This is a genomic window from Priestia sp. JNUCC 25, from assembly GCF_053667915.1.
The window spans coordinates 1,577,462-1,603,444 of the sequence record NZ_CM132211.1 but is presented as its reverse complement, the minus strand read 5'-3'; the positions used below and the strand labels follow the sequence as shown (position 1 = coordinate 1,603,444).

Annotated in this window: 23 protein-coding genes, 2 pseudogenes and 1 riboswitch; of the genes and pseudogenes, 10 read left to right on the top strand and 15 right to left on the bottom strand. The window is 36.9% G+C overall.

Annotated features, from left to right (window positions below):
• Window positions 1-233 precede the first annotated feature (233 nt).
• A complete protein-coding gene (locus JNUCC25_RS08120; protein ID WP_306471774.1) occupies window positions 234-353 on the top strand; it encodes a copper amine oxidase in 120 nt (39 codons plus the stop codon).
• Window positions 354-458: 105 nt separating this feature from the next.
• Here JNUCC25_RS08120 and JNUCC25_RS08115 read toward each other — a convergent pair whose 3' ends face one another.
• From JNUCC25_RS08115 to JNUCC25_RS08095, 5 genes are all read right to left on the bottom strand, one after another.
• Window positions 459-1,583, bottom strand: coding sequence for a GerAB/ArcD/ProY family transporter (locus JNUCC25_RS08115; protein WP_025601825.1), 1,125 nt, complete (start codon window positions 1,581-1,583; stop codon window positions 459-461).
• A gap of 109 nt (window positions 1,584-1,692) precedes the next feature.
• Window positions 1,693-2,772 (bottom strand): GerAB/ArcD/ProY family transporter, encoded by a 1,080-nt coding sequence (locus JNUCC25_RS08110; RefSeq protein WP_029711254.1) that lies wholly within the window; start codon window positions 2,770-2,772, stop codon window positions 1,693-1,695.
• Between the two features lie 40 nt (window positions 2,773-2,812).
• Window positions 2,813-3,040: a hypothetical protein gene (locus tag JNUCC25_RS08105; RefSeq protein ID WP_057274661.1), complete on the bottom strand. Its 228-nt coding sequence runs from the start codon at window positions 3,038-3,040 to the stop codon at window positions 2,813-2,815.
• The gene (locus tag JNUCC25_RS08100; protein ID WP_081252128.1) at window positions 3,037-4,245 is read right to left on the bottom strand and encodes a Ger(x)C family spore germination protein; all 1,209 of its coding nucleotides are present in this window, start codon (window positions 4,243-4,245) and stop codon (window positions 3,037-3,039) included. Before JNUCC25_RS08100 ends, JNUCC25_RS08105 begins: the two co-directional genes overlap by 4 nt.
• A gap of 36 nt (window positions 4,246-4,281) precedes the next feature.
• Window positions 4,282-5,844 (bottom strand): spore germination protein, encoded by a 1,563-nt coding sequence (locus JNUCC25_RS08095; protein ID WP_029711256.1) that lies wholly within the window; start codon window positions 5,842-5,844, stop codon window positions 4,282-4,284.
• A 474-nt stretch (window positions 5,845-6,318) separates the two neighbouring features.
• On the opposite strand from JNUCC25_RS08095, the gene JNUCC25_RS08090 reads away from it, so the two are divergent.
• Complete coding sequence (locus JNUCC25_RS08090; protein WP_013056312.1) at window positions 6,319-7,092, top strand: alpha/beta fold hydrolase; 774 nt, start codon at window positions 6,319-6,321, stop codon at window positions 7,090-7,092.
• A 292-nt stretch (window positions 7,093-7,384) separates the two neighbouring features.
• Here the strand turns inward: JNUCC25_RS08090 and JNUCC25_RS08085 are convergent.
• Window positions 7,385-7,727 (bottom strand): annotated as a pseudogene (locus JNUCC25_RS08085) (phosphatase PAP2 family protein); the annotation flags it as partial.
• 297 nt (window positions 7,728-8,024) lie between these two features.
• Between JNUCC25_RS08085 and JNUCC25_RS08080 the strand changes: the two are divergent.
• Complete coding sequence (locus tag JNUCC25_RS08080) at window positions 8,025-8,240, top strand: hypothetical protein (protein ID WP_041816517.1); 216 nt, start codon at window positions 8,025-8,027, stop codon at window positions 8,238-8,240.
• Window positions 8,241-8,514: 274 nt separating this feature from the next.
• On the top strand, window positions 8,515-9,447 hold the full coding sequence (locus JNUCC25_RS08075; protein WP_140456706.1) for an alpha/beta hydrolase: 933 nt from the start codon (window positions 8,515-8,517) through the stop codon (window positions 9,445-9,447).
• A gap of 263 nt (window positions 9,448-9,710) precedes the next feature.
• On the opposite strand, the pseudogene map reads toward JNUCC25_RS08075, so the two are convergent.
• The 6 genes and pseudogenes from map to JNUCC25_RS08045 form a co-directional block, all read right to left on the bottom strand.
• Window positions 9,711-10,506: pseudogene (gene map, locus JNUCC25_RS08070) on the bottom strand (type I methionyl aminopeptidase).
• 382 nt (window positions 10,507-10,888) lie between these two features.
• Window positions 10,889-12,238: an LLM class flavin-dependent oxidoreductase gene (locus JNUCC25_RS08065; RefSeq protein WP_454223067.1), complete on the bottom strand. Its 1,350-nt coding sequence runs from the start codon at window positions 12,236-12,238 to the stop codon at window positions 10,889-10,891.
• A 21-nt stretch (window positions 12,239-12,259) separates the two neighbouring features.
• Window positions 12,260-13,111, bottom strand: coding sequence for a MetQ/NlpA family ABC transporter substrate-binding protein (locus JNUCC25_RS08060; protein ID WP_064471518.1), 852 nt, complete (start codon window positions 13,109-13,111; stop codon window positions 12,260-12,262).
• A gap of 40 nt (window positions 13,112-13,151) precedes the next feature.
• Entirely contained in the window at window positions 13,152-13,805 is a 654-nt protein-coding gene (locus JNUCC25_RS08055; protein WP_013056305.1) for a methionine ABC transporter permease, read from the bottom strand.
• Window positions 13,744-14,826 carry a methionine ABC transporter ATP-binding protein gene (locus JNUCC25_RS08050; protein ID WP_029324264.1) on the bottom strand — a complete coding sequence of 361 codons (1,083 nt, stop codon included), beginning with the start codon at window positions 14,824-14,826 and terminating at the stop codon, window positions 13,744-13,746. The genes JNUCC25_RS08055 and JNUCC25_RS08050 overlap by 62 nt, the downstream gene beginning before the upstream one ends.
• Before the next feature lie 56 nt (window positions 14,827-14,882).
• On the bottom strand, window positions 14,883-15,710 hold the full coding sequence (locus JNUCC25_RS08045) for a MetQ/NlpA family ABC transporter substrate-binding protein (protein WP_013056303.1): 828 nt from the start codon (window positions 15,708-15,710) through the stop codon (window positions 14,883-14,885).
• Between the two features lie 508 nt (window positions 15,711-16,218).
• Here JNUCC25_RS08045 and JNUCC25_RS08040 point away from each other — a divergent pair.
• The 3 genes from JNUCC25_RS08040 to JNUCC25_RS08030 all read left to right on the top strand — a co-directional run bounded on the left by JNUCC25_RS08040 (window position 16,219) and on the right by JNUCC25_RS08030 (window position 20,357).
• Complete coding sequence (locus JNUCC25_RS08040; protein ID WP_057274652.1) at window positions 16,219-17,397, top strand: acyl-CoA dehydrogenase family protein; 1,179 nt, start codon at window positions 16,219-16,221, stop codon at window positions 17,395-17,397.
• 46 nt (window positions 17,398-17,443) lie between these two features.
• Window positions 17,444-18,838, top strand: coding sequence for an LLM class flavin-dependent oxidoreductase (locus JNUCC25_RS08035; RefSeq protein ID WP_029324260.1), 1,395 nt, complete (start codon window positions 17,444-17,446; stop codon window positions 18,836-18,838).
• A 118-nt stretch (window positions 18,839-18,956) separates the two neighbouring features.
• Window positions 18,957-20,357 (top strand): APC family permease, encoded by a 1,401-nt coding sequence (locus JNUCC25_RS08030; RefSeq protein ID WP_064471516.1) that lies wholly within the window; start codon window positions 18,957-18,959, stop codon window positions 20,355-20,357.
• A gap of 111 nt (window positions 20,358-20,468) precedes the next feature.
• Here JNUCC25_RS08030 and JNUCC25_RS08025 read toward each other — a convergent pair whose 3' ends face one another.
• The 3 genes from JNUCC25_RS08025 to JNUCC25_RS08015 are packed head-to-tail and all read right to left on the bottom strand — an operon-like array spanning window position 20,469 to window position 22,979.
• A complete protein-coding gene (locus tag JNUCC25_RS08025) occupies window positions 20,469-21,134 on the bottom strand; it encodes a methionine ABC transporter permease (protein ID WP_013082499.1) in 666 nt (221 codons plus the stop codon).
• Window positions 21,135-22,148, bottom strand: coding sequence for a methionine ABC transporter ATP-binding protein (locus JNUCC25_RS08020; RefSeq protein ID WP_064471515.1), 1,014 nt, complete (start codon window positions 22,146-22,148; stop codon window positions 21,135-21,137). It lies immediately after the preceding gene.
• Window positions 22,149-22,160: 12 nt separating this feature from the next.
• On the bottom strand, window positions 22,161-22,979 hold the full coding sequence (locus tag JNUCC25_RS08015) for a MetQ/NlpA family ABC transporter substrate-binding protein (RefSeq protein WP_063671118.1): 819 nt from the start codon (window positions 22,977-22,979) through the stop codon (window positions 22,161-22,163).
• Between the two features lie 80 nt (window positions 22,980-23,059).
• Window positions 23,060-23,176, bottom strand: a riboswitch (SAM riboswitch).
• A gap of 466 nt (window positions 23,177-23,642) precedes the next feature.
• On the opposite strand from JNUCC25_RS08015, the gene JNUCC25_RS08010 reads away from it, so the two are divergent.
• The 3 genes from JNUCC25_RS08010 to JNUCC25_RS08000 are packed head-to-tail and all read left to right on the top strand — an operon-like array spanning window position 23,643 to window position 25,980.
• Window positions 23,643-24,488, top strand: a complete 846-nt coding sequence (locus JNUCC25_RS08010; protein ID WP_064471513.1) for a transporter substrate-binding domain-containing protein — start codon at window positions 23,643-23,645, stop codon at window positions 24,486-24,488.
• Between the two features lie 37 nt (window positions 24,489-24,525).
• Entirely contained in the window at window positions 24,526-25,227 is a 702-nt protein-coding gene (locus JNUCC25_RS08005) for an amino acid ABC transporter permease (protein ID WP_064471512.1), read from the top strand.
• Window positions 25,228-25,254: 27 nt separating this feature from the next.
• Window positions 25,255-25,980, top strand: coding sequence for an amino acid ABC transporter permease (locus JNUCC25_RS08000; protein ID WP_013056300.1), 726 nt, complete (start codon window positions 25,255-25,257; stop codon window positions 25,978-25,980).
• Window positions 25,981-25,983 lie beyond the last annotated feature (3 nt).

Genomic DNA, 25,983 nt, shown 5'->3' with positions numbered 1-25,983 from the left:
CCTTGTTTAGAATAAATTTTCTTCTTATCTAGTGTAAAGTAAGAATCAATTTCATTAAATGTATAAAACAAATATCAAGCAAAATGACCCTATTATTAACTTTTAAGGTTTTATAAAGAGTTAAAAAATTAAGATGAGCAAGTAGCTGATTCTTTAATGCTTGGCTGTGGCTGTCTAGAGGGAATTCGCTATTTCGACACTAAGATGCCAGGTAGTAAAGGCACTATAAAACGATTTCTGATGCAATCTGTTTACATGAAGAGGATTACGGAATTGCGTGGAAACACAAGGATTGGAGAATCGAGGAAGTAGAAGCACGTAGTTCACGTCTCTTGACCATTTTTTCCGCATAACTTTTTCATGGATTTTTCTGGTCTTTCTATTTTTCAATTCTTTTATAACGTGTAGAAGCAAAGCGCCGGGTTTCTGCAGAAAGCAGCTGCTTTACCAAATCTTCGCTAATGATTCTTTTGATTTTTAGTTCCATTGCTATTAAGCCCCCCATTTCTCCCTTTTTTTATAAAAGCAATAAGGAGGAGAAAAAGTGGAATTACAATTTCTAGAGAAAAAAAGAAAACAATGCCACTTGTAGACAAAAAGGAAACAAGTTGTTGAAAATTGGAAGATATCCACAAAGCAACTATAACTTGGAGAAAACCAAATGGAAGCACAAATGGCTTATAATCACGTACGTTTAGACACTGCGCTGTCCCAAGTGTAAGTACATAATAAATGGCTGAAACTTTAACAAAAATACCTGTAACCCAGACTGCCATCACCATTGATTCGACATGTTCAAAAAAATTAGCTATGCTGATATACCTTGAAACACTTATTACGGGATAAATGTATTCTTGAGTAGTGCTGCCTAATACAAGAATGGTAATTAAATTTGTAATCACCATAGTTAGTACAACAGCTACAATAGAAATCACACCCAATTTTCTTGCCTTACTTCGATCTTTCAAAAAAGGAAGAAAAAAAGAAATATAAAAAAAATCGTTAAACCATGACTGAATAGAAGTAGCTCCTTGTAGAGAGGGTAAAATACCATTCCCCATGATAGGAAATATATTATCAATTTCTATATCAGGTAGCAGTAGAAGTACCATCAGAAGAAGAGGAAGAATAAATAATGGAAGAAAAACTTGTGTGGCACGTGCTAGCACCTCTACTCCTCCGTATACAACAAACATGCAAACTAACACCATACTGGCTATTACTACAGGTATAGGGGTTTTCGGAAGAAAGTTTGCAATGAACTCCGCGTACTGTCGTAGAACAATACCATTCAAATAAAGATGAAAAAACAAATATATAAATCCAAGAGTCTTTCCGGCAAGCTTTCCAATAATACGCTCACTGTACTGAATAATATTTTCATTAGGATAAAACTTGTTTAATTTTAAAAAAATACCTAATGTCAGAAAACCAATGAGGGAGGCCCATATTGGTGATAGCCAAAGATCTTGCTTCGCATCTTTTCCGGCGACTGATGGAAGAGTCAGAATAGCTGTAGCTAATACAATAAAGTATAGTAACATCGCCATCTGAAGAGATGATATTTTCCCTTTTTCAATCATTTCTTTTTACCCCATTCTATTTTTTTATTATCTTTTACAAATATTTAAATCGACAAAATATTGTGTATGTTATTGATTTATAGGCATATGATTACATTTTCCTTTCTAATTATTTTTTCCGGATAGTAGCGATGAGTAGTAGTAAAACCGGAATGAACGTCATAATGAATGTTCCGTAAAAAGGAAATATATTACCTAAAAATCGAGTTAATTCATACATGCTAGGAGTTACCCATATACCGAATATAATCACCAGAAAACCAAGTGGAAATACAAGGGGGCGGTAGTCAGATAGATGTAGCCATTGGGCCGTTCCTAAGACAAGTGCATAGTAAAATACTGAAAGTTTAATAAATATTCCCATTACCCAAATAGTAATTACAAAGGCTTCAAGATGTTCAAAAAAAGTAGCAACACTAATGTATCGGAAAGCAGTAAACACCGGATAGATATAACTGGTTGCTGATTCTCCAAATAAGAATATGTTCACTATATTGGTGTAAACCATGACTAACATAGTGATAACCACCGAGATCATACTCCACTTCTTTCCTTTTTTATGATCTGTCAAAAAAGGAAGAAGCATGGAGATAAGAAACATTTCGCTAAACCAAGACTGTGGTACAGCTGCTCCAAGGATCGAAGGCATCATACCATGCTCCATAATTGGAAACATATTCTCTGGTTTGAATTGAGGTATGAGTAGTATAAATAGTAACAGTGGAAGAAGTATAAAGATTGGAACGAACAGTTGGGCAGATCTTCCCAATACTTCCACGCCGCCTCGTACAGCGAAAGCACATACAAGAACCATGCTCCCAATAACTACAATCATCGGGGTTTTAGGCAAAAAAGCATTAATAATGAAATCTATATACTGCCTGGATATGGTGCCACATATATGCAAAAAAAAGAACAAGTAGACAAACCCAAGCACTTTTCCCGGAATCCGACCAATAATATGTCTACTGTATTGGATGATCGATTCCTTCGGATAGAGTTTATGTAATTGATACACAATAAACGCCGTAAAAAATCCATTGAGTGAACCTAAAATTGGCGAAATCCACATATCACGCCCTGCATACTTGCCCGTAATGGCTGGGATGGTAAGAATAGCGGTTGCTACTATCGTTGGTACGATCATAAGCGCCATCTGAAATGAAGAAATTTTCCCTTTTTCGATCATTCTCTTTTCTCCTTCTTTTTCCGTAACTTCTATGCCCCTGCTATTTCTCCAACATCTTACCAAGTGGTTTGAAAAGCATGTCAATCATCTGTGTAGGACCTGGCATATCCGGAAAGAACAGAAGGAGGATGGCAAGCAGCCATCCCATCGTTGTTAAGATCACAAAGGCTGCTTTCTCCTTTTTCTGATTTCGATCCATTTTTGGCCATTCATACAAAAAGATAAGAACCACGCATACGGTTATTCCTATTACCGTTATCCACTTCATTTCTTTTCTACCTCTTTTTCTTTCAAGCCCGCCGGCGTAGTAGATAAACCAGGTCGGCGTACACGCGTTTTAATATCTATTTTCACTTCCACATCCGGAAGGACTGTATCCCAATGATCTTTGACTTTCGACCATTCTTTAGGGTATTTTCGATGAAACGCATCTGCGAAACCAAATGCGTCCACATTCATCCCTTTCTTCACCTGTTTAAGAGACTGGTTAATGCGTTTTTTGATATCTTTTTCTACGTCTTTCTCCACTCTCTTCGTAATTTGTGGACTCATAACATCAAGATCACTGCCATTTTGCACAATTGTCCCTTCCGATGTAATCTTCGCTAGGATCTTCCATTTTCCATTCTTAAGGGTAGGGATGAGTTTCGTCGTTTGTCGAATAGGGTCTAGCGAGATGGATTCTCCTTTTTTAGGATTTACTGTAACCGAAGTCACTTCGATTTCATTTCGTAACCATAAAAGTCCTCTGGTAGCCTTAATATCAACTTGACCGATCATTTTATCTTTCTTAAAAATAGCAGTCCCCATTATATAAGCAATCGTTTCCTGTGGTTTCCTCCCAAGAAACGGCGGTAACTTTTTAATTAAAGGTAGGAGAGCCACTCCAGAATCCCCTGTTAACATCTGTTCAAAATCTTTCACTGTAACATCCATACCAATCTTCATCTCAGATAACTTTCGCAGCACTTCTCCCTCGTATGATTCTAAAGGTGGCTGTAATGCTAGAACATCGGCTGCCTCTCCATAACTGACAAACAAATGAGCACGTTCCCGAGGTTCTGGATGGCGAAGTAAATAGTCAATTTGCTTATGAATACCACCATTTCTAGCAAACTTCTCACCGATAATATAAGCTTTGCAGTGACCCCAGAAGATTTTACGTGGGATTTTTGTCTGCACCTTTGACATAGCATCTGCTATATTTTCTCCAATTGCCGATCTCACCAAACTCTCGGAGCCTGTTCCTGATGCTCCTCCTCCCTGCTGCTGACCATTCACAGCCTTAGGAATCAAAATTTGAACAGTAAGCCTAATTCCCCCCCCTTTTTCTTTATCAATAGCAGCCCCTAACACAAGCGCTGTGTCATTTACTTCCCTTCTGTCCCAGCAACCGCTCAGTAGAAAGCTAGCCAAAAAAAAGAGAAGAATGGTCAACGTTTTTATGACGTTTCGAGATAGAAAGAGATTCATTCTTGTTCACATCCTTCTCATCATGTATTTACTCTACTATTCGTCTCCTTTACTGGAATTTGGTTTTTGGCTAGGGGACTGTCGGTATGAGTTGAACTCCCCGGTTAAATGGGGGCGTGTGTCCATTTTCCACCATGGAGCTCGAATCAAGGCATCTTTCAACTCACGCCCCTTCACCGGAGCGATTGGTGTCAAGTATGGAATCCCAAAAGAACGCAACGTACATAGGTGAACGACGATTGTAATCACCCCAAGCATAACTCCAAGCAAACCCAACGTTCCAGCAAGCAGAATGATAGGAAAGCGTAGCATTCTTAACGCAATTCCTTGCGTATAGTGTGGCACCATAAAGGACGAAACTCCTGTAATCGCAACAACAATGACCATTGGAGCAGAAACCAGACCGGCCTGAACTGCAGCTTGACCGATGACCAAAGCGCCGACAATACTAACAGCGGCACCGACCTGTTTTGGAAGTCTGACTCCTGCTTCACGTAGTGCTTCAAATGTAACCTCCATCATTAATGCTTCAACAAGTGCTGGAAAGGGAACACTTTCCCGTGAAGATGCCACGCTAATCAGCAAGGCCGTCGGCACCATCTCTTGATGGTAGGTAAGGACTGCTACATAGAGCGAAGGTAAAAGAAGAGAAAGTACCATAAATACAAAGCGTAAAATGCGGATAATTGAACTAATCATGTAGCGTTGGTAATAGTCTTCAGGCGACTGAAGTAGGGAAAAAAAACTAATAGGCGCAATTAAGACAAAAGGAGTACCATCCACTAGAATCACTACACGCCCCTCTAAGAGATTAGCAGCAGCTACATCCGGCCGTTCTGTATTGACAAGTTGAGGAAAAGGAGAATAGGAATTGTCTTCAATCAGTTCTTCAATATATCCACTTTCCAATACACTATCTATTTCGATGCGCTGCAATCGATTTTCGACTTCCTCAATAAGGGTGTGATCCGCAAGTCCTTCTATGTAGGCAATTACAACATCGGTGTTAGTATAACTCCCGATTTTCATCGATTTCATTTTGAGGTGAGGACTTTTGATCTTCCGTCGGAGGAGGGAAGTACTGACTCCTAATGTTTCCACAAAACCTTCCCTTGGTCCCCGTACAACACTTTCTGCGGTTGGTTCTTCAATCGATCTCTTTTCCCACTTTGCCAACCCCAAGGCAAGTCCAGATGCTTCATGTTGTACGAAAAGCACAGGGTTCCCGATGGAGATATTCTCTATACAATCTGCGAACGTCTTAACTTCTTTCATCTTTGAAATGTGTATCTTTTTCTTTAACATTTCACGTAAACTACGAACCCTTTCTTCTGTTTCTGACGTAAGTGGGGCGAGAACATTCTCATCAATCTCCTCAATATTAGATAAACCCTCTATATAGATAAGGACGGCTTTTGTTTGTCCACCTATTAAAAACGTCCGAAAGACTACATCAAAACAGTCCTGATAGATGGAGCGAAGAACCTGTAGGTTTTCATCTAAGTCTAAAGAAAGCAGTACTTGTTGCTCGTTAATCTGTTGATCCGTATAGAGTTGTTTTAGCTTATGGAATCTTCTTCGAACCTTTCGAAACAACATAGACAGCTCCTTCCTTTTATGTAAGGTTGCATAGAAAAGCGTAATGAAACCTATCCTTATCTTTTGTTGTATTTTCCAAAATTATTATATCTAGTTAAAAATTTCATTGATTATTTAAACTTAACTCTTTTTGTATGTTTTTTCGTTACAAATTATATAGATAGTAAAGCTTAGATAAGAGCAGTTTTTTCTATTTTTAGCCTGTATAAAGTATTTATTTCCAATCTGTATAATGGACATTATAGGAAATCTTATTAGTAATTGTTAAATCTAAATCTTTTTTAGTGTGTATAGTGCCACTATACTAATCCCATACTAAATACTAAAAGAAGTTATTTGAGATTAAACAATACAGAACAAATAGTTAATTGTATTAAGTTAAATGTAAGATGAAAAAAAAATTTCAGTTTTCATCAACCGAATTAACTTTAACTAAAAAGTAGTTATTAATCGATTTTGGAGTGAGAAATAAGCATGCCTTTTGTTGAAATAGACACTAATCAATATTTGTATTATGAAGAGTATGGACAGGGTATACCTATCATCTTTATTCATCCACCTGGGATGGGAAATAAAGTGTTTTACTATCAATACGATTTATCCAAGCATATGAGAGTCATCTTTCCTGATTTAAGTGGTCATGGACAAAGCCCAAAAGCTGCACAAACTGTATCAATTCCCTTCTACGCAAACGAAATATTACGCTTTATGGATGCATTACATTTAAACAAGGCCATTATATGTGGCTATTCTGCTGGCTGTCTAATTGCTCAAGAGCTTGCTATTTATCATTCCGATAGAATAGAATTATTAATTTTCTCAGGAGCATATCCTATAGTAAGAGATATGCCTGGACAATTATTACATAAAATAGGATTATATATGGTAAGAGAACACCTAAATATATTAATAACAAGCATTGCTAGAAGTCATACCAGAGACAAGACACTAAGAAGAAACCTAGTTAATTATATGAAAAAAGCCGATCAAGAATCATGGTATCAGTATTATAATCATTCATTACAATATAACTGTTTAGACAAACTTCATCGTTTAACAGTACCTTTGTTGTTTATGTATGGTGGAAAAAAGGATTGGACTATCCGCTATATGAAAGAGTATAAAAATAAATGTAAACATGCTGAATTCTTTATTTTTACACAGCAGGGTCACCAACTGCCTACAAAAAAAGGGATTCAGTTTAATGAACTAATTACAGGGTTTGTCTTAAATAAATCCAGTTTATAAAGCTAAAAGGCACTTGAAAAATGAAGAATCCTAAAATCCCATATGTATAAGAACGGATGATAAACTACGAAGACTGATAAGGTTGCTCAGCTCATCAGTCTGAATATATATTTCACAATTAAAAATAAGACGCTTCGGAAAATCCCTTAGCCGCTTTAGCTTATTATCATCACTATCCACAAAAGTCTCCACCATAACAACTATATAATAATCACTAAAAGGATAAACAATGTGACTTATAAAGCTAATCCAGAACCGAGTCTACCACAATTAGATATTCAAAACGCTTCATTTATATATTGGAACATGATGATACTTTTATTTTTCGTTTCATTACCTTTAAAGCACCTGGGAATTTGTCAACGATAGTGCTTGTCAAGCTACCAAGGAAGACTATCAGAAGGATAATGATGTCCTAGCCAAATCCTTGAGAATCCCGTTAACAAGGACAATCCCAACATAACTGACCCAAGAATACGTTTATGGAGAAAGATAGAAGTGGATACAGCAAAAGCAAGCAACGTATGTTTACTTAAGAATGAAGAATCCATCTTTGAAGGAATGAGTATACCGACACGGCGCTCCATAAATGGACGAGGCTTAAAATAAAAACATTTAATCAACGTATTAATAAAGTTGGATCAGGTTCAGCTTCATCCTTTTTATCATTACAACCAAAAAGAAACCCTACTGATAAAATGGTTGATAGGAGACCAAATAAATATTTTCTTTTCTTCACTTATTCTTCACCCCTTACAGTAGTCGTATATCTATTAAGATCCACATTATTCTTTTAATAATTACAGGTAATAATTTAAAATCCCAAATAGGGATAGTATCATTTTCCGCGTATATATAAGTAACATCGTCAAAAAATAAAGCCGTTGGAAGAACAGTTTCTTTCAAACAACTATCAAAGAGGGATTTGCATAATGAACAACTTACAGGGGCTAACTTCTTTATTTAATTTTAATGGAATGTTTGGAAAGAGAAATAATAACAGAGTCATACTACTTTCACTTTTAGGTGTAGGAATTGGGACTTTGGCCATTTGGCTAATAAGAGGGACGGGGAACAAAATCGCATCTCCAACCATGCAAACAATGAAGAGTAGAAGCCAAATGAAAAACGGTTTATCTAACCAATAATAGACACGCATACTTTCTCTACGATATATAAATTAAAGACTAACGATCAGTTTAATTATGGGAATAATATATTTAATGTACACCTGTATTAATAGTTCACCATGCTGATTACAAAAAATAAAAGCCCCTAGATTTTTGTTAAATCTAGGGGCTTTTCAAACTTACTTAAACTTTTTATTCTCTAATACAATCATTTGGTTCTTCATTTTCTGTAATTAAATGGGGAATATAATATTATTCGATGAGATAAATTACTGAGATACAGAGGTGGAATATGAAACAAGTTATTAAAAACATTCAAAACGATCAGCATTTTCCTTTTACATACGATTCACGCCCCATGGCTGAAAATATGAAACGTTACAGTGAGTTTTACAATCTTCCAACAGAGGGGCTAATGTATCGCTACGGATTTGAAACGGTTGCTCATGAACGGTTGTTTATCCAATCTTTTCGTCCCTTACAGATAAAAGCTCATATACTCCTTCTTCATGGCTATTATGATCATGCTGGAGTACTAAGTACGGTTATTCGTTTTTTGATTCAAAAAGGGTTTCATGTGTTGACATTTGATTTACCAGGACATGGATTGTCAACAGGAGAACGAGGAGCCGTATCGGAGTTTTCTCTCTATGTAGAAAGTATTCGAGAAGTCATGCGTAGACACCTGTCTTCAAGCTCTCTACCTATCTATATTGTAGCTCATAGTGCTGGCGCTGCTGCTGCAGTCGATTATATACTGAATAACCATGAAGCATCTCAGGTTCGAAAGGCGGTCCTTGTCTGTCCCCTCGTTCGTCCTTATCACTGGAATGCAATCACCATTTGTATAAAGTTCTTAAAAGTGTTCACCACGAATTTGAAAAGGATAATTCGAAACAATTCATCAGATTCAAAGTTTTTGCATTTTGTGAAGAATGATCCGTTACAGTATGATCAGCTCCCCCTCGGTTGGGTAGAAGCCTTGATAAGATGGAATGAATTAATTAAGGAAGGGAGCCCTAGTCCTATTCCTATTCTCATCCTTCAAGGAAAAAAAGATACAACAGTGGATTGGAGGTATAATGTTGGTTTCTTACTGAAGAAGTTTCCAAATATAGATATTGAACTTATAGAGAATGGAAAACATCATTTATTTAATGAAAAAGAGCTGATAAGAGAAAAAGTGTTTACTTCTATCCATCGTTATTTAACAGGTAACGTGTAAACACAGGTTCCGAGAACAAAGTATATAATATCTGTCTATTATTCGAACGAAGGGAGTTTTATTGATTAATGAACATCGAAATATCTGTGTAGTTTTTTACTAGTGTCTACTTGATGCGGAGCAGACCACTTGAATAAGAAGTTACATTTTAAGTTTTCCTGAAAAAAGCCACCTCACTGCAATGAACGATCATTGCAGTGAGGTAGCTTTTGCTAATAAAATCTTTAGAAATTAGCAGGTGCGTGGGGTAATATGCTGCACCCTCATAGTTCAGTTAAAATAATCGGTTCACCGTTTGTTACAACAATCGTATGTTCACATTGTGCTACAAGACTATTATCAGGTGTAACAAACGTCCAGCCGTCGTCCCCGCGTTCAATGATATGATCAGCTTTCATAGAGATAAACGGCTCTACAGCAATAACAAGGCCTTTTTTCAAAAGGGCTTTATCCATTGGATCATAATAGTTTAAAATATGGTTAGGAGCGTCATGCAAGCTGCGGCCCACACCGTGACCCGTTAAGTTTTCAATAACAGCATATCCGTTTTGATGTGCAAAGTTAGATACAGCACGACCAATTTGGTTTTGTTTTGAACCAGCTTTTACTTTTTTCATGGCTGCCCAAAATGCATCTACTGCAGCTTGGCACAACTTTTCTTTTTCTTCGTCTTGCCCAATAACAAATGAAATACCCGTATCTGAATAATAGCCATCAAGTACGGCAGATACATCCACATTGACTAAATCGCCATCTTTTAATACTCGGTCTCCGGGAATACCGTGAGCCACTTCTTCGTTTACACTAATGCACGTTACACCTGGGAAATTATATTCTTTTTCAGGTGCAGAAATAGCACCGTGTTCATCCAATATTTTTTTACCGATCATATCAAGCTCTTTTGTGGTCATGCCTGCTTTTGCTTGGTTTTTCATCTCTTCGCGCGCAAGTGCAACAATGCGTCCAATTTTGCGTAAACTTTCTAAATCTTGTTCGTTACCAATAATCATAAAAAACACTTTCCTTCCTCGAAATATATATCCTATCCGATTTTATCATATTTTTATGAGGATTTTTCAAAAGACCTTTTAAGAACTAAAATGTACGATTAATTAGACTAGTAAGATATTTATCATATGCTAAACTTTTGTTTCTTAACCAATTAAATCCACAAAAAAAGAGGTTGAGACATACCTAAATCAAACGAATCTAAAGACGGACAAATTGAATACATGAGCTGAACCGCTTGTTACACCGCTGTGGATTTCCGTGCAAGACTTCGCTTTCCGCGGGCAGCCGATGAGCCTTGCCCTCCAATCAACAGCTAGAAGCACCTACATACATGAAACCTGCGTTCACCACAACAACAAAAAATCCGAACGATTAATAAAATTTATTAATCGTTCGGATTTACCTTTAAACAAAATAATTTTGCTTCTTTCTACATGATCGGCCTTACACCTTCATCAACAAACTTATTTCCAGGTTTTTTAAGCTCCAAATGGTCTCTTAATGTGCTTCCTTCATAGTCTAACCGAAACAAACCTCTCTCTTGTAAGATTGGTACAACAAGATTTACAAAATCATCTAAGCCAGATGGAAGCAAAGGAAACTGCAGCATAAATCCGTCCGCTGCTTTTTCCTGAAACCATCTTTCCATTTCGTCCGCAATTTGAATGGGGGTTCCTACAAAGTTATCTTTCCTTGCAGCACCGAAAAATCGCGTATAAAGATCTCCTACCGTAAGTTTTTCCCTTGCTATAATTCTTAGTATCTCATCAAACTGACTTTGAATGCCATTCACGACTGGAAATTCCACCTCTGATGCAGGAGTATTTAGGGCATACTTGGTAAAATCCACGTTCCCCATATACCCAGAAACGAACTTTAATCCTTCATATGGATTCACTAGCTTTTGTAAATCGCTGTATTTTTGAACCGCTTCTTCTTCTGTTCCTCCTACAATAGGGGAAATACCGTGAAGAATATGTAAATCCGCTTCTGTTCTATTGTATTCAGAAAGCCTTGATTTAAGGGATTTATAAAAGCTTTTGGCTTCTTCTATGTTATCTCGGTGAGCAAATACCACTTCTGCCGTTCTTGCCGCTAAGCGCTGTCCCGGCTCAGAAGAACCGGCCTGAACGATAACGGGCTGTCCTTGGACGGAACGAGCGATATTTAACGGCCCTTTTACAGAAAAATACTTACCTTTATAGTTAAGTTCATGTACCTTTTTAGCATCAAAAAACGCTCCGTTTTCTTTATCATATAAAAAGGCAGCATCTTCCCACGAATCCCATAACCCTTGAACAACATCAATAAATTCTTCCGCACGTTCATAACGGTGATCGTGTTCCCAATGAGTATCACGGTTAAAGTTTAACGCCGTTTCACCTGTTGCATCTGCTGTCGTCACAACATTCCAGCCCGCCCTTCCTCCACTTACATGATCGACAGAGGCGAACTGACGCGCTAGTGTATAAGGTTCATTATAAGTAGTTGAAGATGTGGCAACAATGCCAATTTTTTCAGTAGCTGCTGCCATTGCTGTAATGATTACAATAGGGTCAAATCGATTTAAAATCTGAGGGTGCGACTCTGCATTTACTGCTAAACTGTCGGCAATAAAGGCGATATCAAATTTTCCTCTTTCAGCGGTTTGTGCAAGCTTTTGATACACAGAAACATCGATGCTTGCGTCAGGCTTTGAATCAGGATGACGCCATGAAGCTACATGCATACCTGTGCCAATCAAATATGCTGCAAGTTTCATTTTTCGTTCCTTGGCCATTTTCCCACTCCTATTTTGTACTTATTTTGTTTTATACGTGTCTTTGTACGTATTCAATTCTTTCAAACTAATAAACGTCGGAATATAATTTCCTTTGTATGTTTTTTTAATAAAGGCAGCCGTACTTTTGGATTGATACACTTTTACTAGCTTCTTTAAATACACTTTATCCTGATCTTTTTTTCTTGCAGCGATGACATTAATATAGGGCTTCGCTGTTTTATTTTCATGAATGAGTGCGTCCTTTAAACTTAGACCCGCTTCCACAGCTACACCGTTGTTAATAATGGAAGCCGCCGTATCTTGCATAACGCGGGGAGTGCTTGCAGAATCGACGGGAACAATCTTTAAATTTTTAGGGTTGCTTTTAATTTTATCCTCTCCTCCGTTACCGTCAAAGCCTTCGACCACTGTAATTAAATCTGCTTCTTGCAGTAAAACTAGTGCTCTTCCCCAGTTGGAAGGATCATTTGGAACAGCAATTTGAGCACCGTTTGGAATGTCTTTTAATGATTTATATTTTTCAGAATAAAGACCTAGAGGGGCAATGATGGTCGTTCCAATTGGCACAATATCCGTTCCGTTCTTTTGATTAAATGAGTCTAAATAAGCAACGTGCTGAAACGCATTTACATCTATTTCTCCTTGAGCTAAGGCTTGATTAGGATCGTAAGCTGAAGAAAAATTCACAAGTTCTATATCCAGGCCTTGTTTTTTTGCTTTCTCTTTTATAAATTCCCACGTCCTAAGTTCAGAACTTCGAATGCCTACTTTAATTTTAGCTTCTTTACTATTGGCACTGGATGAGGAATTAGAACATCCTGTTATGACGAGGATGAACAACAGCAGAAGCAGAAATATCGGTTTTTTCATTTATAACTCCCCTTTTAAAAAGCTTGCTTCTAATACGTTTTTACACTCTTCTAATCTTGCGTTCTATGATGTTCCCTAAAGATTGAATACCTTGAACAATAATGATAAGAAGCACGACGGTGACTACAATAGTAATCGTGCTGAAGCGCTGATAGCCGTAAGTAATAGCTAAATCGCCAAGCCCTCCGCCTCCGATAGCACCGGCCATTGCCGTTGCTCCAATTAACCCAATTGTGACAGTTGTTAAGCTTAAAATAAGAGAGGGAAAGGCCTCTGGAATTAAAAAACGGAATACAATTTGAGTTTTAGAAGCACCCATCGCTTGCGCTGCTTCAATAATACCTTCATTTACTTCAAGCAAAGAATTTTCAACGAGTCTAGCCATATAAGGTCCAATATGTAAAACAAGCGGAACAATAGCCGCCGTTGTACCGATAGTCGTTCCGACGATGAACCTTGTAAATGGGATGATCGCTACAAGTAAAATAATGAACGGAATCGAACGAAAAATATTTACAATAGGATTTAAAATTGAAAAAATAACTCGATTTTCAAGAATATGACCCTTGCGTGTTACAACAAGTAGAATTCCTAAAGGAATTCCAATTAAAGCCCCGAAAAGCAGGGAAGCACTAACCATGTACAGTGTTTCCCACAAAGCCGCTAATATCAACTCTTGGCTTACTTCTAACATTCTCAACCACCTCTTCTATTTTTATATTTTGCTGCAGTGCATATAGTTCAGCTCGATCTATTTCTTCTTGTGTGCCAATTAATTCAATAATTAAATGACCAAATGGAATCCCCTGTAACTCTGTAATATTTCCAAGTAAAATATTCACCTGTACATTAAAGCGCTTAGATAAAGTTGAAATTACAGATTGACCCGAATTACTGCCGAGAAAGTTAATCTTAAAAATCTTCTGATTTGAATTTGTAGTTTGAACTAATTCATACACGTTTTGTGGAATGTCATCTCGAACAACCGACTGGACAAAATTTTTAGCAATTTCAGTACGTGGACTTGAAAAAATATCAAATACATTTCCTGTTTCAATAATCTTCCCGTCCTTCATCACAGCGACACGATTACAAATTTGCTTAATGACTTCCATTTCGTGTGTAATTATTACTATCGTAATTTGATATTCTTCATTAACTCTTTTCAGTAATTTCAAAATAGATTCTGTTGTATGCGGATCTAATGCCGAAGTTGCTTCATCACATAATAAAATAGAAGGGTTCGTTGCTAATGCACGCGCAATGCCCACTCTCTGTTTTTGACCTCCTGATAGATGATCAGGATATACACCAGCTTTGTCTTCTAAACCTACAAAATGAAGAAGTTCTTCTACACGTAGCTTTATGTCTTTTTTTGGTTTTCCACTTAATATAAGGGGCATTGCTATATTTTCAAACACTGTTTTCGAATTTAATAGATTAAAGTGTTGAAAGATCATGCCGATTCTTTTTTTGTTTTTTCTTAGCTCCGTTTCAGACAACGTTGCTAAGTTTTCTCCATCTACGATCACTTCACCTGACGTCGGGTACTCCAGCAGATTAATCGTTCGAAGCAGTGTGCTCTTCCCCGCCCCGCTTAATCCAATTACCCCAAATATGTCTCCTTTTTGTATCGTTAATTCAATGTCTTTGAGGGCTTCAACTTTCTTTGAACCACTCTCAAATATTTTTGAAACACGTTGAAACTTTATCAAAAGAACCCCTCCTTTTCTTTCAAACTGTCATTCCTATTTCTCTTTTACTCCTATACTTAGAAAGCTGGAACGACTGCGCCATCATATTTGTCATTAATAAACTTTTTAACCTTGTCTGTCGTAAGTGCTTTTGCTAAACGTTGAATATTTTTATCATCTTTTTTCTCTTTCGTAGTCACTAAAATATTCACGTAAGGAGACTCTTTCTTTTCAATAATTAACGCATCTTTAGTTGGTTTAAATCCGCCTTCAAGAGCGTAATTCGTATTGATAGCTGAAGCTTCTACATCATCAAGAGAGCGGACAAGGAGCGGACCGTCTACTGCAACAAAGTCTAGCTTCTTTTTATTCTTTGAAATATCTTCAACCGTATAAGAACTACCACTAGGTTTCTTGTTTAATTCAATGATTCCATTAGCCTGGAATAGCTCTAGTGCACGTGAAAAATTCACCGGGTCATTAGGAACAGCAACCTTTGCTCCTTTGGATAAATCATCAATTGATTTTATTTTTTTAGAATACACTCCAAACGGTTCAATATGAACGTTTGTCACGTTGACAAGATTTAATCCACTGTCTTTATTCGTTTGCTTTAAGTATGGCGTATGCTGAAAATAGTTGGCATCTAATTCTCCATTTGCTGTTTGTTCATTTGTCTGTATGCCGTCTTTAATATTTACAATGTCCAACTTTATACCTTCTTTTTTCAAATCGGGTTCCACATACTTTAAAATTTCGGCATGCGGCGTGGAAGCTGCTCCCACTTTAAGAACTATATCTTCTTTCTTGTCACTATTTTGGCCAGATGCTTTTTCTTTATTTCCACACCCTCCCACAACAGTAATCACTGCTAATAATGCAAAAAGCCATACAAATTTCTTCATTTCTCTCTCTACCTCCATCATTTGTGATGTATTAAACATATGGCGTTAATCTGCGGCCACTAAAAAAGACAAAAAATCTGAGGTAATCCCCGTCATTTTTGTCTCCATTCGTCTGGTCGACTGTTCTATTTCCGCTATAGGTTTAACAAACATTTTTAAATCCGATAATTCCAATAAGAATTTTAAATCTTTTGAAAAATATACCAAACATCTTTTTGACTGTCAATTTAGTATTTTTAAACCTTGAGATTACATATTTTATTTGTGCTGGCTGTACTTGAGTGCCTCAATCGAGCATTAGATAGAAAGTCTAAAAAACCTAACCAAAATGTTTATGTTACCCAAAAAACTGACTTTACAAATAGGAATAATTAACTTAATATAGACTTCATATTAATCAGGCCGTCTGGTCAACCGGAGGCTCTTCAAACGTATCCATAGCGTTTGAGGAGCCTCTTTTGTTTTGTAGACAAGTATTAAAATTTTAAAAATGAAATGAGGAAAACAAATGACAAATGCAACTGTACAAGAATCTTCTTACTACATAAAAAAAGCTTCTTTACTCGCTGAAGGGTTTGCTAAAGATGCCGCTGAACGCGATAAAGCAGGCGGAACGGCAAAAGCACAAAAAGATGCCATTCGTAACAGCGGCTTACTTAAGGTTTTAATTCCTATTAAATACGGAGGCGAAGGTCAAAGCTGGTCTGTTGTGCTTCGCATTGTTCGGGAACTAGCCAAAACCGATGCTGCATTAGCACATTTATATGGGTATCACTTTCTTCACTTAACAACTCCCCACTTTTGCGGATCTCATGAGCAAAAGAAATATTATTATACAGAATCTGCTGCCCATAATTGGTTTTGGGGAAATTCATTTAATCCAATTGAACCTACTTTGCAAGGAAAAACAGAAGGAGATACAGTCATTTTAAACGGACGTAATACCTTTAGTACAGGGTCCCAAGATTCTGACCGTCTGTTAATTCTATGGGAAGAGAATGGTCAACCATACGTAGGTATAGTTCCAACTAAACGTTCAGGCATAACGATAAACGACGACTGGGACGGTATGGGTCAAAGACAAACAGATAGCGGCTCAGTTACTTTTAAAAATGTAATCATACATGCTGAAGAAATTATCAACTTAACAGATTCAGAACGGACTGCATTCTCTACATTTGACGCTATTATATCTCAAATTGTATTAGCAAATGTTTTTGTTGGAAGTGCTGAAGGGGCATTGGAAGAAGCCCGTCGTTATACACGAGAAAAGTCTCGTCCCTGGTATTTGAGTGATTATGAACAAGCTGTTGAAGATCCTTTTATTCAGCGTCGCTATGGTGATTTTTGGGTTGATATTCAAGCTGCTGTCACCTTGGTAGAAAGAGCAGGAGAAAAACTGGATGAAGCTTGGGCCAAAGACAAAGCCGTATCTGCAGAAGAGCGTGGAGAAGTGGTTCTTGCTACAGGGGCAGCAAATGTATTCGGAACAAAGGTTGCTTTACACGTTACAAGCAGTATGTTCGAGGTAATGGGTGCCCGCTCGGCTACAAGAAAAAATAATTTTGACAGGTTTTGGCGTAATGTACGTACTCATTCTCTCCATAATCCAATTGAGTATAAAAGAAAGAACATTGGACGTTGGGTGTTAACAGGAGAATACCCGACACCTACTGATTATTCTTAATAACTCTATAAATTTTAAAAGACAAAAACAATAAGGAGAAATGGATATGACTAAAAAACGAATATACCTTAATGCTTTTGAAATGAATTGCGCCGGACATTATTCTCCTGGACTATGGACACATCCTGATGATAGATCCTCTACTTATAAAGATGCTGAATATTGGACGCATTTAGCTAAAGTATTAGAAAAAGGACACTTTGATGCCATTTTTCTTGCTGATGTGTTAGGAACCTATGATGTGTATCAAGGTTCACGCGATCCTGCTGTACGCCAGGGAGCACAACTTCCAGTTAATGACCCTGCATTTTTAATTCCCATTATGGCACAAGCAACAAAACATCTAGGTTTCGGGTTAACAGTGTCCACAAGTTATGAACATCCTTATATATTTGCACGACGTATGTCTACTTTGGATCATTTAACAAAAGGACGTATAGGATGGAACATTGTTACTTCTTATCTAAACAGTGCCGCTGTTAACACTGGATTGAATCAACAAACAAGCCATGATGAACGCTATGAAATAGCGGATGAATATTTAGAAGTGGTATATAAGCTATGGGAAGGAAGTTGGGAAGACGATGCTGTATCTGTAGACAAAATTAACAAGGTATATACAGATCCTAATAAAGTTCATGATATTCAACATAATGGTTTATATTATAAAGTTCCAGGAGCTCATTTATGCGAACCATCTCCGCAAAGAACCCCTGTTCTTTTTCAAGCGGGCGCTTCTAAAAAAGGGCGAGCATTTGCTTTGAAACACGCTGAACTCATGTTTATTAGCGTGCCGACAGCTTCGATTGCAAAAAACTATGTTCGAAAAATACGTGAAGAAGCCAAAATCAGCGGGCGGGACCCTGAGACAGTTAAAGTCCTTTCTGTATTTACACCCATTATTGGGCTAACTGAAGAAGCAGCAAAAGCCAAATTCCATGATTACGTACAGCATACTAGCTATGAAGGCAGTTTGGCACTTTTAGGAGGATGGACTGGCATCAATTTTGACGAGTATGCTCCTGATGAAAAAATAGAGTATATACAAAGCGATGCAATTCAATCTGTTATTGAGACCTTTACAAAAATTGATCCAAACAAGCAGTGGACCATACGGGAAGTGGCTGATTTCGTAGGAATAGGCGGCCTTGGTCCAGTAGCCGTTGGAACACCGGCTCAAATTGCAGACGAGATGGAAAAGTGGATTGATGAAACGGATGTAGATGGGTTTAACATTGCTTATGCTGTATCTCCTGGTACGTTTGAAGACTTTGTTGAATATGTTGTTCCTCTACTGCAAGAACGCGGCCTTGTACGGAAAGAATATGAATCAGGTTCTTTTCGGAAAAATTTATTCGGATACGATCAGCTGCCAGATCATCACCCGGGACGTCAGTATCATCATTACTTTTCAAAGGAAACCGCTACGTCTAAAACATAAAAAATTCAGACTTAAAATATTGGCTAAATGGTCAACCTGAGGCTCCTACTCTCTTATTCATTGAGAAAGAGCCTCTTATTGTAGATAAATCCTTTTTATTATACGGTGGAGGAAAAATATGAGTACTAAGATAACGTCACAATTAGCTCCGAAAAAAAGACTAACATTATTTGATGCAGTAAACTCTACATTGGCTCAAATTGCTCCAGCAGCAGCCATTTATTATGGATTACCAGTTATTTTTCTAGCGACAGGTACCGGCTCTCCCCTCACATTATTAATTGCCGCATTAGCAGTAGCAATGGTCGGGTTAAGTCTAACGAACTTCTCTAAGAAGTATCCCTCGAGCGGGTCACTTGTAAAATATATTGGTATGACGTTTGGCAGCGTAGTTGGAACTGCCTCAGCAATCATATTTATAGTTGGAACATTTTTTCTTGCCGCTTCAGCATTTATTGAATTAGGTGGTTGGACAGCCGATTCGCTAGCGCTATACGGAATTCATATTCACTGGATTATTCCTACGATTCTTTTAACTTTATTAATATGGGGATTGACAATAGTCGGAATAGATCGTTCTACAAAAATTGCTTCTGTAGCATTAATAATAGAAGTTATTGTTCTATTAGTTGTTTCTATCTTGATTTTATTCTATCCTCCTGAACCATTATCTTTAGAACCATTTCATTTATCTTCTATTAAAGGTGGACTCGCGGGAATTGGTTTAGGTTTCCCTTTAGCTGTTTATCTATTTATTGGATTCGAAAACTCTGTAGCACTGGCAGAAGAAACAGAAAATCCAGAACGTAATACATCTCGAGCTGTTTTAGCCAGTATTGCAATTATGGCTATCTTCTATATATTTGTCACATATTGTGTGATTCAAGGGTTTTCTAATAGTGCTTCTGCTCTAAGCAAAAGTTCAAATCCATTTATGGAATTGGCAAACAGGTATTTAAATGAACTTGCTATCTTTGCGATTATCGCTGGGTTTACTAGCATTGTGGGGATGTCCATTGCTTGCTTAAATGCCTTTTCAAGAATTGCTTTTAATTCTTCTAAAGAAGGGTTAATTTCTACCAAATTTTCAAAGGTATCTAAATGGGGAACGCCGATTGGAACTTTAACATTAATTATGGGAATAGGTTTAGTGCTAGCAATCCTCTTCGGTATATTCAGTGAAAATTGGGTCGTTGGATTTGGTTACGTAAGCACGCTAGGTACCATCCCTATTCTACTAATTTATTTAATGCTTAACTTAGCTGTTATATTTAATAAAAAAGAAAGATGGCCATTTCACCGTAAATTTATCTTTCCAATTTTAGGATTAGTAAGTATTAGCCTTCCTATTTGGGCTATGGTTCAACCTGGTCAGCCGCTCCCAACGGGTTACTTTCCTTGGGCAATATTAGCAGTATGTATAGTCAGTTTAGTTTACTCGTGGTTTAAAGTAAGAAAAGGAAATTCTAAAGCTTCTGCTATAAATCCATTAGAACCATTCAGCACTCAACGGAAATAGTGATGAACAATTATCTGTCATTCACCCGTTAGTTATAGAAGAACTAAAGATTTGTTCCATTTAAATAAGAAGCTCACGCACCTAGAATGCGTGAGCTTCTTATTTTTATAGTCAGCTGTCTTTTTTTAATTTCCTTGCTGAATAATTCCCCAAGGACTGTATCAACTGAACAATAACAATCAAAATTAAAATGGTTGTATACATAACAGTGGGCTCAAAACGTAAGTGTCCGTATTGAAAAGCAATGTCTCCAAGCCCTCCTGCTCCAACAAGCCCTGCCATCGCCGTCGCCCCAATAAGACCAATAGTAGCTATTGTCAGCCCAAGAATAATACCTGAACGTGCTTCTCTAACAACAACATACCAAATAATTTTTGGTGTTGAGATTCCCATTGATTGATAAGCTTCTATAATACCTTTATCTACTTCAAGTAATGCAGATTCCATTAACCTAGCTATATAAGGGGCTGTATACACAACTAAAGGGACAATAACACCTTGTACGCCAATTGTAGTACCTGCAACTAGTTTAGTGAATGGAAGGATGAAAAATAATAAAATGATAAAAGGAATGGATCGAATAATATTAATAATCCAGTTGCACGTTCGATATACCCACACATTTTCAGCTTGCCCACCTGGTCTTGTCATTACTAAAAAAATTCCCATTGGTAAACCAATGATGATGGCAATAATTAACGAGATAATGGTCATCGTAGCGGTTTGTAATAAACCTTCCCAAATTACACTTCCCCACTCATTAAAGAAAGCAGCCATTTAGTTTACCTCCTCTACAATTACGCCTTGATTTGTTAAGTATGTAATCGCTTGTTCATATTCTTCCTTTTCACCACGTAAATGAACGAGTAACTTACCAAGAGTGTGGTTTTTTAGCTGTTCGATTCCCCCTGCTAATATGCTTGGCAATACATTAAATTTCCGAGAAACTAAAGCTAAAGCTGGTTCTTCTGAAAGCTCATTTCCAACAAAGTGCAAAGAAACCAGCTTACCGGTACTGCGATAAGACGCCATTATTTCAGACGGAATAGTGAAAGTATTTTCAGATTCTACAAAGCGCTTTGTTGTCGGATGCTTAGGGTTAGTAAAAAGGGAAACGACTGTACCTTGTTCTACGACGTATCCATTTTCCATAACTGCAATTCGGTCACAAATGCGTTGTACCACATTTAACTCATGCGTGATTAAAAAGATTGTTAATCCAAGCTCTTTATTAATCTTTAACAGTAAGCACAAAATGGCTTCGGTCGTTTCCGGATCAAGTGCACTAGTTGCTTCATCGCTTAATAAAATCTCAGGTTCATGCGCTAGCGCACGAGCAATAGCAACACGCTGCTTCTGCCCGCCGGAAAGCTGTGAAGGATAATGATTTTGTTTATCTAAAAGTCCTACGATTGATAAATATTTTTCTACGCGCTCCTGAATTAATTTTTTGTTTACGCCTTCTAGCTTTAATGGAATCGCTATGTTGTCGTAAACTGTTGCCGTTTTTAATAAATTGTAGCCTTGAAAAATCATGCCGATTTTCCTTCTCGTTTTCTGCAGCTCTTGCTTACTTAGCTTTGATAGATTTTTCCCATCAATGATGACCTCTCCAGAAGTCGGTTTTTCCAATAAATTAATGCAGCGAATTAATGTGCTCTTTCCAGCTCCGCTATAGCCAATAACACCGAATACTTCACCTTTATTAATCGTTAACGAAACATCTTTAACAGCTTCTACCGCTTTTCCGTTCACTTTATAGGTTTTAGAAGTTTTCTTCAGTTCAATCATTCTAACCCCTCCTTAAAATGCCGGTACAACAGAACCTTTAAATTCTTTTTCTATGTATGTACGAATTGTATCTGAATGATAATATTTTTCTAGTTTATCAATAATTTTATCTTGTTTATTCTCTGTACGGACAACAAAATAGTTTGGATATGGATTATTTTTTATTTTTTCATGATAGATTGCATCATCATTAATCGATAAACCCGCTCCCATTGCAAAGTTTGTATTAATGGCTGCTGCAGCTACCTCATCCAACTGAGAAGGAAGTTGAGACGCCTCTAGTTCTACGATTTGAAGATCAAGCTTATTTTCAGCAACATCTTTTTTAGTAGCCGTTGTTTTCACACCATCTTTTAATTTAATAACTCCTGCAGATTCAAATAGTTTTAGCGCGCGGTATTCGTTGCTTGGGTCGTTTGGTACTGCAATTTTGTCTCCTTTTTTGAGCTCACTAACATTTTTTAAGCTATTTGCATAAATACCCATCGGGAATGCTACTGTTTTGAACACATCTGTAATCTTATAATTTTTATCTTCCACTTGCTGCTTTAGAAAAGGCAGGGTTTGATAGTTATTACTATCTAAATCATGTTGATCTAATGCTGTATTAGGAGTGTTATAGTCATTAAAGACTTTTACCGTAATATCAATACCATCTTTCTTGGCTAATTTTTTCACCTGATCTGCAATTTGCTGGTGAGGTCCACCCGTTACACCGATTGTAATCTTTTTCGAATCTAATGCTTGTGCTTCTGTTTTACTGCAGGCCGCTGACACCAACAGCGATGCTGCCACTAAAGTAAGTCCAATTGCTTTTGTTACTTTTTTCATGTTTTTATTCTCTCCTTTATTTTCTTCATAAAAAAACGCCTCCCTTAAAGATTAAGAGAAGCGATAGTTTACGATCGGTTCTCTTATCTTCCAATGCACATAATATGCACATTGCTGGATTTAGCACCAAAACAATACGTGTATTGTTGGGTTGCCGGGCTTCAAAGGGCCAGTCCCTCCACCGCTCTTGATAAGAGTTGTTTTTATAAAGTTTTATTTACATTAATTTAACTTTATTATCCGAAAATTGTCAATGTTTATTTTTAATATAATTTTCAATATAGGAATAATAAAAGATTTATATAAGAAAACTCAATTAAAAGATGATTTGTATAACTTATGATTTCTCTTTTCTTATTCTTATATAGTGAATAGCTTTCTATTACTTAAGCAAGAATACTTTTCTTTGCATTTATGACATTGACAAAAACAGGAATACATCGATATAATTCATATTAATTCTATCGGTAATATATAGTTTATGGAATTCCAAATCTCATTTAAAAATTTTTTACTGTTAGAATATACTTCCTCTATTGTAGTAGTAAGTATATGTTCACTGCCTACTGGATCACCAATGGCACCGAAAAAGCTTTTTAGCAGCTTTTTCGGTGCTTTTTTATTATTCATCACACAGAAATTAGTATCGGGAGGAATAAAACGATGAAAAAATTATACTTTACTTTAGCTTTTGCAATTGGACTTATTATGGCTTTAGGAGGATGCTCTCAAAGCTCTAGCTCAGAAAATAGCGATAAAAAAGTAGTCAAAGTTGCTTTGAGTGATGAAGTAAATCCGCCTTTTCTATTTACGAACGACCAGAATGAGCCTATTGGATATGATATGGATTATTTAAAACAGCTTGAAAAAAAGCTTCCGGAATACAAATTTGAATATACGCTTGGGGAAGAAGAAACAAATTTGGTAGGTGTCTCGACGGGAAAATATGATTTCGCCATCAACTGGTTCTTTAAAAACCCTGAACGTGAAGAAAAGTTTCTTTATCCTGCACATGAATATGGTTATTCTTTAACGGCCTTAGTGACACAAAAATCACGGAATGATATCAAAACACTTGACGATATGGCAGATAAAAAGTTTCCACCCGTATCTGCTACAGGTGGATTGCGCGCTATTTTGAATGCTTATAACAAAGAACATGCCACTAAGCCTTTAACATTAGAAAGCATTGATAACCCTTCTACGGCAGAAAACTTAAAGTTAGTGGATAAAGGTAAAGCGGATGCTATTTTTTTAAACGTAACAACATTTAACGAAGTACAAAAACAGCTCAAATTAAATTTAAAAGTAGGAGGCATTGTATCAAAAGAACCAACTTGGTTAGTCTTTAATAAAAATAATCAAAAACTTGCTGATGAAATTGATAAAGCGACAGTCAAATTAAAAAATGACGGGACGCTAGAAAACTTGGCTAAAAAATGGTTTAAAGTAAATTTCTTTAAAGACTTAAAGTATATTAATCAGCAAAACTTCAATTTCCAAGATTAAATGAGTATAAGAATTCATCATTAAGGCGGGGTGAGATATGATTAGTACTGATTTTCATGATTGGTTAAAACTATTGTGGCAAGTGGTAGATAAACTTCCTTTAACACTATTTATGTTAGGCCTTTCTCTACTTTTTTCGTTGCTTTTAGGTTTCGTGATTGCCCTGATACGCATTCAAAAAAAGCCTGTTCTTTCTAAAATGGCTACCATCTATTTATCTTTTATGCGCTGTACACCGCTGCTTGTTCAGCTGTTTCTTGTATACTTTGGCCTTCCTCAGCTGCTGCTCCTTGTCCATATCGACATTAACAGCTGGAGTCGCATCACTTTCTTGGTGATTGCTTTTTCCTTACATACTGCCGCTCCTTTATCAGAAGTTATTCGTTCAGCATATCTCTCGATTGATAAAGGGCAGTTCGAAGCAGCGTATAGTATAGGCATGAACTATTTTCAATCCTTAAGAAGAATTATCCTTCCTCAAGCGTTTGTAGCAGCACTACCTAATTTAGGAAATGCTACGATTTCATTATTAAAAGATACTGCACTTGCTTTTAGCATTGGGATTATTGATATTATGGGGCAAGTTCGCCTTATTTTGGGCAACAACTATGGAATAGGAATGTTTGAAATTTATGTTACGATTTCACTTGTTTATTGGAGCATGTGTATCGTAATTGAAATCATAGTCAGTTATTTAGAGAAACATCTTAAAAAAGGCAGGGTCAGCATCTCTAAATAACCTGCACTAGTAAAGGAGTGAACATGATTGCCTATTATTGATTTGCGATTTGCTTTGGAGCAAACTCCTGAAGTCTTAAAAGGTGTGCCTTTAACACTAACAATATCGATCATTTCAATGGCGTTAGGAAGTATTTTTGGTCTTTTCATTGCGGTATGCAGAATATATAAAATTCCACTGCTAAAGCAAATAGCTGTTATATACGTCTCATTTATGAGAGGCACCCCATTGCTCGTACAGCTCTATGTATTTTTCTACGGAATCCCTATTTTTATAGAATTTCTAAACGAGACTCAAGGATGGCACTTAGGTGGGGATACTATTTCACCTTTAATTTATGCTTTAATTGCGTACACATTAAATACCTCTGCTTATCAATCAGAGGTATTCCGTTCTTCTATTCAAACCATTGACCGTGGTCAATTTGAAGCTGCATATTCAATAGGAATGACTACTTTTCAAGCTATTAAAAGAATTATCTTCCCCCAATCTTTAGTAGCCGCTATTCCTAACCTTGGAAACATTTTTATTAGTTTAATTAAAGCCACTTCTCTTGCTTTTGCGGTAAAAGTAGTTGAAATTATGGCGATATCTAAGGTCATCGCCAATGATGGGTATAGATATTTAGAAATGTATCTGGTCGCTTCACTTATTTACTGGATTCTTTGCTTTTTCTTTGAAAGGCTGTTTGTAGTCATTGAGAAAAAGCTTAGTTATTATGAATTAAGAGAAGAAGTGCGTTCAGCTTCTTAGTCC